Origin of the sequence: Streptomyces sp. SM11 (assembly GCF_002910905.1) — a bacterium.
Classification (GTDB): Bacteria; Actinomycetota; Actinomycetes; order Streptomycetales; family Streptomycetaceae; genus Streptomyces.
This window is the reverse complement of the sequence record NZ_NEUE01000033.1, coordinates 1-7530: the sequence shown is the minus strand read 5'-3', so window position 1 is coordinate 7530 and position 7530 is coordinate 1. Positions and strand designations below refer to the sequence as shown.

The 7530-nt window shown below is 74.2% G+C and carries 7 protein-coding genes and 1 pseudogene; 3 read left to right on the top strand and 5 right to left on the bottom strand.

Annotated elements, in window-relative coordinates; translation table 11 throughout:
• On the bottom strand, positions 1-743 hold a 743-nt coding region (panC, locus tag B9S58_RS02290; protein WP_103530473.1), incomplete at its 3' end, for a pantoate--beta-alanine ligase.
• 73 nt (positions 744-816) lie between these two features.
• Complete coding sequence (locus tag B9S58_RS02285) at positions 817-1767, bottom strand: Rossmann-like and DUF2520 domain-containing protein (protein WP_103530472.1); 951 nt, start codon at positions 1765-1767, stop codon at positions 817-819.
• Positions 1768-1958: 191 nt separating this feature from the next.
• On the opposite strand from B9S58_RS02285, the pseudogene B9S58_RS02280 reads away from it, so the two are divergent.
• A pseudogene (locus B9S58_RS02280) lies at positions 1959-3111 on the top strand (threonine aldolase family protein).
• A 66-nt stretch (positions 3112-3177) separates the two neighbouring features.
• Here B9S58_RS02280 and B9S58_RS02275 read toward each other — a convergent pair.
• Entirely contained in the window at positions 3178-3396 is a 219-nt protein-coding gene (locus B9S58_RS02275) for a hypothetical protein (RefSeq protein ID WP_103530471.1), read from the bottom strand.
• Between the two features lie 103 nt (positions 3397-3499).
• Between B9S58_RS02275 and B9S58_RS02270 the strand changes: the two genes are divergently transcribed.
• A complete protein-coding gene (locus tag B9S58_RS02270) occupies positions 3500-4612 on the top strand; it encodes a DUF5937 family protein (RefSeq protein WP_103530470.1) in 1113 nt (370 codons plus the stop codon).
• Between the two features lie 41 nt (positions 4613-4653).
• Here the strand turns inward: B9S58_RS02270 and B9S58_RS02265 are convergent, their stop codons facing one another.
• Both B9S58_RS02265 and B9S58_RS02260 read right to left on the bottom strand, forming a co-directional pair.
• On the bottom strand, positions 4654-5334 hold the full coding sequence (locus B9S58_RS02265) for a response regulator transcription factor (protein ID WP_103530469.1): 681 nt from the start codon (positions 5332-5334) through the stop codon (positions 4654-4656).
• 65 nt (positions 5335-5399) lie between these two features.
• Complete coding sequence (locus B9S58_RS02260; RefSeq protein ID WP_103530468.1) at positions 5400-6602, bottom strand: sensor histidine kinase; 1203 nt, start codon at positions 6600-6602, stop codon at positions 5400-5402.
• 96 nt (positions 6603-6698) lie between these two features.
• On the opposite strand from B9S58_RS02260, the gene B9S58_RS02255 reads away from it, so the two are divergent.
• A partial coding sequence (locus tag B9S58_RS02255; RefSeq protein WP_103530467.1) for an SAM-dependent methyltransferase occupies positions 6699-7530 on the top strand: 832 nt, incomplete at its 3' end.

The following is a 7530-nucleotide window of genomic DNA, read 5'->3' as shown; positions in this document are numbered from 1 at the left end:
CCAGACCTGCATGATGAAGACTCTTCCACTTCTGATCTGGGTGCGGTGGCCCGGGCCCGCTCGTGCAGGGCCTGCTGGGCGACGAGCCGGTCGCGGGCCGCGAACAGGGCGCGGGGCAGGGCGAGCGCGGTGTGCCGCTCCTCGGCGGACAGGAAACGGTTGCGGCTGGAGAGCGCGAGGCCGTCCGCGTCCCGGACGGTGGGGACACCGGTGACGCGGACGCCGAAGTTCAGGTCGCGGACCATGCGGCGGATCAGGGCGAGCTGCTGGGCGTCCTTCTGCCCGTAGAACGCCTCGTCGGGCCGGGTGAGGTGGAGGAGCTTGGCGACGACGGTGAGCATCCCGTCGAAGTGCCCGGGCCGGGCCGCGCCTTCGAGACGCTCGCCCATGGGGCCCGCGGTGATCCGGACCTGGGGCTCGCCGCCGGGGTAGACCTCGTCCGCACCGGGGGCGAAGACCGCGTCGGCCCCCGCCGCCGCGGCGATCCCCAGGTCGCTGTCCAGGGTGCGCGGATAACGGTCCAGGTCGGCGGCCTCGCCGAACTGCAGCGGGTTCACGAAGACGGTGACCACGACCTGGCCGTCCGCACCCGCGGCTTCGCGGGCGGCGCGGATCAGGGCGGCGTGGCCCTCGTGGAGCGCGCCCATCGTCATGACGACGGCCCGCTCGGCCCCGGCGGGGCGGGGCAGCGCGTCGAGCTCGGCGGCGGTGCGCAGGAGGGCGGGCCGGACGGTGCGCGTCATCGGACCTCCCCCGGTCCGCCACAACTGATGTTCGCCATCGGGGCTGCCCCGGATCCCGTACAGCTGATGATCGTCATCGGGTCTCCCCCGGTCCGGGGCCACCGGGGCGGCGCTCCTGGTCGGCCAGGACGACCAGCAGGTCCTCGGCCGGCTCGGCCTTGAGCAGGCCGTGCGCGAGCGCCCGGTCGGCCGTGGCGCGGGCCATCGCGAGATATCCGGCCACCGCCTGCGGGGCGTGCTCGCGCAGTTCGCCGATGTGGGCGGCGACCGTGCCCGCGTCCCCCCGGGCGACCGGGCCGGTCAGCGCGGCGTCGCCGGAGCGCAGGGCGTTGTCCAGGGCCGCGCCGAGCAGCGGGCCGAGCATCCGGTCGGGGGCGGCGACCCCGGCCTTCGTCAGCAGCTCCATCGACTGGGCGACCAGGGTGACCAGGTGGTTCGCGCCGAGGGCGAGGGCCGCGTGGTAGAGCGGGCGGGACTCCTCGGCGATCCACTCGGGCTCGCCGCCCATCTCGATGACCAGGGCCTCGGCGGCGAGCCGCAGCTCCACGGGGGCGGTGACGCCGAAGGAGCAGCCCGCGAGCCGCTGGACGTCGACGGCGGTGCCGGTGAACGTCATCGCGGGGTGCAGCGCGAGCGGCAGGGCCCCGGCCCGCAGCGCGGGATCCAGCACACGCGTCCCGTACCGCCCGGAGGTGTGGACGAGCAGCTGGCCCGGCCGTACGGCGCCGGTCTCGACGAGGCCCTCGACCAGCGTGGGCAGCACGTCGTCGGGGACGGTCAGCAGCACCAGCTCGGCGCGGGCCAGCACCTCGGCGGGCTCCACCAGGGGCACGTCGGGGAGCAGCTCGGCGGCGCGGCGCCGGGAGGCGTCGGAGACGCCGGACACGGCGACCGGGCGGTGCCCGGCCAGCTGGAGGGCCGCGGCGAGGGCGGGACCGACCCGGCCCGCACCGACGACGCCGACCGTGAGTCGGGCGGGGCGGTCCCTCGCGTCGAGGGGTTCCTTCGAAACTGATGCGTTCACGCGGCGATGGCCTTCCGTTCCAGTCCGCGGGGGGTACCGGACGATTTCTCTGCATGCTACGCCAGCGTTTCGGCGGAGCTACCCCGCCGCCCACAGCCTGTGGATAACTTTCCGGTCCGGACTCCGGTCCGGACTCCTGCCGGACGGAAATCGGCGGGCGCGCTGTCGGAGGTCCGGGTGATGATCGTCCCATGGCCACGATGGATGAGCAGGAGCAGCGGCGGCGCAGGCTGACCGCTTGGCGGGGGGCACGGCGGGTGCTGGCCCGGGTGGGCGCGGACGGCACGCTGGGCGAGCGGCTGGCGGCGCTCGCGGCCGGCGCCGCTTCCGTACACGATCCGGAGGACTGGACCGATGTGTACGGGGGCGGGGTCGTCGCCGATCTGGAGCGGCGGGTGGCCGGGCTGCTGGGCCTGGAGGCGGCGGCGTTCTTCCCGACCGGGACGATGGCCCAGCAGGTCGCCCTGCGGTGCTGGGCGGGGTACGGGCGACGCGACGGTGGCGCTGCATCCCCTGTCCCACCCGGAGCTGCACGAGGGCGGGGCGCTGGGCGCGGTGAGCGGGCTGCGCACGGTGCACCCGACGTCCGGGCCGAGGCTGCCGAGCGCGGAGGAGGTCCGGGAGTTCCCGGAGCCGTTCGGGACGCTGATGCTGGAGCTGCCGCTGCGGGACGCCGGGTTCGTGCTGCCGTCCTGGGAGGAGCTGACGGAGGTGGTGGAGGCGGCCCGGGAGCGGGACGCGGTGGTCCACCTCGACGGGGCGCGGCTGTGGGAGTGCGGCCCGCACTTCGGGCGGGAGCTGTCGGAGATCGCCGCGCTCGCGGACAGCGTGTACGTGTCGTTCTACAAGTCCCTGGACGGGCTGTCGGGGGCGGTGCTGGCGGGTCCTTCGACGCTGGTGGAGGAGGCGCGCGTGTGGCGCCACCGGTACGGGGGCCAGGTCTTCCAGCAGTACCCAGCGGCGCTGTCGGCGCTGCTGGGCCTGGAACGGGAGCTGCCGAGGCTGCCGTCGTACGTGGCGCACGCGAAGGTGGTGGCCGGCGCGCTGGCGGAGGGGTTCGCGGCGTCGGCGGTGCCGTGGTTCCGGGTGCGTCCGGAACCGCCGCACACGCATCAGTTCCAGGTCTGGCTGCCGTACGGGACGGAGGTGCTGGACGAGGCGTCGGTGCGGCAGGCCGAGGAGACGGGCGTGGCCCTCTTCCGGCGCTGGTTCGCGGGGGCGGGCGGGGCGGGGCTGCCGCCCGGGGTCTCGTGCACCGAGGTGACGGTGGCGGGGGCGGGTCTTGAGTGGTCGGCCGAGGACGTGCGGGATGCGGTGGCGGGGTTCGTGGGGTACCTGACGTAGGACGGCCGGGCCCCCGGCGTCGAGGGCCTCGTCGAGTGGCCGGCCCCCGGCGTCGGGGTTCCGTCCTCAAACGCCGGACGGGTTGGAGTGGCCTGACGGACGGGGGCGGCCGGATGGGCCGGGTGAGCCCGGATCTCCGGACGGGCGCGTCGGCGGGTGGGTGAGCCAGTGCCGGTACAGGTCGCGCAGGACCGAGCGGTCGTGCCGGCCCGGTGGCGGGGGCGCGGGCTCCGACAGCCGGGCCGCGCGGTAGGTGTCGAGCAGGTGCTGCTGAATGGCGTCCATACGGACAGCCTGCGCAGGTCGCGGCGGTGCCGCTCGTTGATTGACGGCCCCCGTCAAATGGCACGACGCCCCGTGGGCGTACCCCCACTATGGAGGGGTGAGCGTGCATATAGACATCGCGGGACTGCCCGCCGACCGCGTCGTTTTCGCGACCTCGCCCCTGGCCGAGCTGGGCCTCGCCCTGCACGCGCTCTCCGAGCCCGGACACCATCCGGGGCTGCACGGCTGGGCCACCGCGACCTCGACGGCCCTGGAACCCGACCTCGCGGACCGGCTGCTGGAGGCGGAGTTCCTCTGGCGGAACACCTTCTCCGACGTGTTCATGCCGTTCGCCGGGATCCGGGGCGGCGACGGCAGGACCGGGGCGACACTCACCGAGGACCTGGACCTGCTGGACAAGCTGGACGACGAGCGGTTCGTCGCCGCGGCCCTGGAGTTCACCTGCGCCAGCCACTACGGGGCCGGGGCCCCGTCACCGCTGAACGACGCGGGGATGCGGGGCCGGGCCCTGGACCTGGCCGCGGCGCGCGGCCCGCAGCAGATGGACTTCACCCGGCGGCTGCTGGCCGACCCCGCCTCCGTACGCGGCTGGATCCGCCGGCTCTTCGAGGACTGCGACCAGGCGTTCTTCGCCGACACCTGGCGCCGGGTCTCCGTCCAGCTGGTCGCGGACGCCCGGCACAAGACGGAGCTGCTGCGGCGCAAGGGGCTGGCCGACGCAGTCGGGGCGGTGTCGTCCGCCGTGACGCTGGACGAGGGCGCGGGCCGGATCAACGTCGACAAACTGTCCGAGGGCCGGACCAGCGCCGTCGACCCGGGCACCGGCCGGGGCCTGACGCTCATCCCGACCAGCTTCGGCTGGCCGCATCTGATGGTGCTGCACGCCCCGGGCTGGCGGCCGGTGATCCACTACCCGGTCCATCTGCCCGACCTGCCGGCGCCCGCCTCCGTGGAACTGCTCCAGCTGCGCCTGGAGGCGCTGGCCCACCCGATGCGGATGCGGCTCTGCCGCAACCTGGCCCGCTCCCCGTACACCACCGGCGAGCTGGCCGACTCCAACGGCATCACCTCCCCCGAGGTCTCCCGCCACCTCTCCGTGCTCAAGAAGGCGGGTCTGGTCACCACGCGCCGCCGCGGCCGCTACGTCCTGCACCAGCTGGACCTGACGGTGGTGGCCCGGCTCGGCAGCGACTTCCTGGAGGGCGTCCTGCGCTGAGAGCCTGCCCCTGGGGGTGTCCTGCGCTGAGAGCCTGCCCCTCAGCGCGCGCCGCCGCCGGCCCGGACCAGACCGGTCTCGTAGGCGAGGACGACGACCTGGACCCGGTCGCGGAGGTTCAGCTTGGTGAGGATGCGGCCGACGTGCGTCTTGACCGTGGCCTCGGAGAGCACGAGGCGGGCCGCGATCTCCCCGTTCGACAGGCCCTGGGCGACCAGGAGCATGACTTCCCGTTCGCGCTCGGTGAGCCTGCCGATGTGCTTGTTCTTCGGTTCCTTGTCGCCGCTGGGCAGCATCGGTGAGAAGCGGTCGAGCAGCCGGCGGGTGGTGGACGGGGCCACGACCGCGTCGCCGCTGTGCACGGAACGGATCGCGGCGAGCAGCTCGGCGGGCGGCACGTCCTTGAGCATGAAGCCGCTGGCACCCGCCTTCAGCCCGGAGAAGGCGTACTCGTCGAGGTCGAAGGTGGTCAGGATGAGCACCTTCGGCGGGTCCTGCTGCGCGCAGATGCGGCGGGTAGCCTCGACGCCGTCCAGCCGGGGCATGCGGACGTCCATCAGCACCACGTCGACGGCGGTGGACCGCAGGATCTCGATCGACTCCGCCCCGTCCCCGGCCTCGGCCACGACCTCCATGTCGGGCTGGGCGGCGAGCACCATCCGGAAGCCGGTCCGCAGCAGCACCTGGTCGTCGACGAGCATCACGCGGATGGCCGTGGTCATGGGGATCGTGTCCTGTCCTGGGGTCGGTCGTGGTGGTCGTGGAACGCGGACGGCGGCGGACCGGGTCAGTCCGGGGGCTTGAGCGGCAGCAGGGCGCTGATCCGGAAGCCGCCGCCGGGCCGGGGTCCCGCGTCCAGGGTGCCTCCGACCATGCCGACCCGCTCCCGCATCCCGATCATCCCGTGCCCGGCGCCGTCCGCACCGCCGTCCTCGTACAGCTCGTGCGCCGCGCCCCGGCCGTCGTCCTCGATCAGCAGCCCGAGGCCGTCGTCGAAGTAGACCAGCCGGACGCTGGCCCCGGCGTCGGGTCCGCCGTGCTTGCGGGTGTTGGTCAGGGCTTCCTGCACGACGCGGTACGCGGTCAGCTCCACGCCGCTGGGCAGCGGGCGGGGGGTGCCCTCGACCTTGAAGTCGACCTCCAGGCCGGTCTGCCGCACCTGCGCGACCAGGTCCTCGATCTGCTCCACATCGGGCTGGGGGACGTACTCCCCACTCTCCGGGGCGTCACCGGTCCGCAGCACCCCGAGCAGCCGCCGCATCTCGGCGAGCGCCTGACGGCCGGTGCTGGAGATGGTCTCCAGGGCCTGGCGGGCCTGGTCGGGGGCGGCGTCCATGACATAGGCGGCACCGTCGGCCTGGACGACCATCACGGACACGTTGTGCGCGACCACGTCGTGCAGCTCGCGGGCGATCCGGGCCCGCTCTGCGGCGACCGCGACCTTGGACTGCGCCTCGCGTTCCCGCTCCAGGCGGGCGGCACGCTCCTCCAGCTGGTCGAAGTAGGCGCGCCGGGTCCGCAGCGAGTCCCCGAGCACCCAGGCCAGCACGAACGGCACGGTCATGATGACCGTCACGAAGATCACCTGCGGCCAGGACCCCCCGGGCTCGGCCTCCCACCGCAGCTGCGACAGGGCCGCCGCACCCAGGCTGCAGACCAGGGCGAGCCGGGACGCCCAGCACTCCCCGACCGTGGCCACGGTGTACGTGATCACCAGCATCGCGAAGTTCCCGACGCCCGGCCGGACGTCGGCCACCAGCTGCACGACGCCCACCAGGATGGCGAGCAGCAGCATCTTCTCCGGGGCCTTGCGGCGCAGCGCCACCACCGTGGAGAGCCCCAGCACCACCGGAACGGCGAGGAGCTCCTCGCGCCCCGTGTCGTACATGCCCGACACCATCGACACGCCGGAGAGCCCGAGGAGGAAGACGGCCCAGAAGACGTCGACGCCCGTCGGGTGTCTGCGGATGAAAGCGTAGAGGCGCTGCACGTAACCCAGCGTAGGGACAGCGGATCGGTGCCGGGGTCAACCGGAGGGTCGATCCAGGTCCTGGGACCGTACTCCCCAAGGTGGAGACTTGCCTACGTGACGGACGAGTGGCGTGGGTGGCGAGAGGCGGCTCAAGCCGCTCTGTACGGATACGAGGGGTTCTATCGCAACCCGCTGCGGAGCCCGGAGGGACCGGCGGGCCACTTCCGTACGTCGGTCCACGCCTCGCCCCTCTTCGCGGCGGCGGTGGCCCGGCTGCTGACCGGAATCGCCCGGGAGCTGGACACCGCCGCGGTCGCGCTGGTCGACGTCGGGGCGGGGCGCGGCGAGCTGTTGACCGGAGTGCTGGCCGCGCTGCCGGAGGGGCTGGACGTGACCCCGTACGCCGTCGAGGTCGCCGCCCGGCCCCCGGGCCTGGACCCCAGGATCGAGTGGTGCGCGGAGCCGCCCGCGGGGGTCACCGGGCTGCTGTTCGCCAACGAGTGGCTGGACAACGTTCCGGCCGGGGTGGCGGAGGCCGACGCGGACGGCGTCCCCCGGTACGTCCAGGTGCGGACCCCGGACGGCACGGAGCGGCTCGGCGATGCGGTGACCGGGGCGGACGCGGCATGGCTGGAGCGCTGGTGGCCGCTGTCCGCGCCGGGCGAGCGGGCGGAGATCGGCCGTCCCCGGGACGCGGCGTGGGCGGGCGCGGTCGGTTCGCTCGCCGCCGGTCTGGCCGTAGCGGTGGACTACGCGCATGTACGGGGCGCCCGGCCGCCCTTCGGGACGCTGACCGGTTTCCGGGGAGGGCGCGAGGTGCGTCCGGTGCCGGACGGCTCCTGCGACCTGACCGCGCATGTGGCGCTGGACGCCTGCGCGGCGGCGGTGTCGTCGGCCGTACCGCACGCGAGCACCGAGCTCACCGACCAGCGGGCGGCGCTGCGCC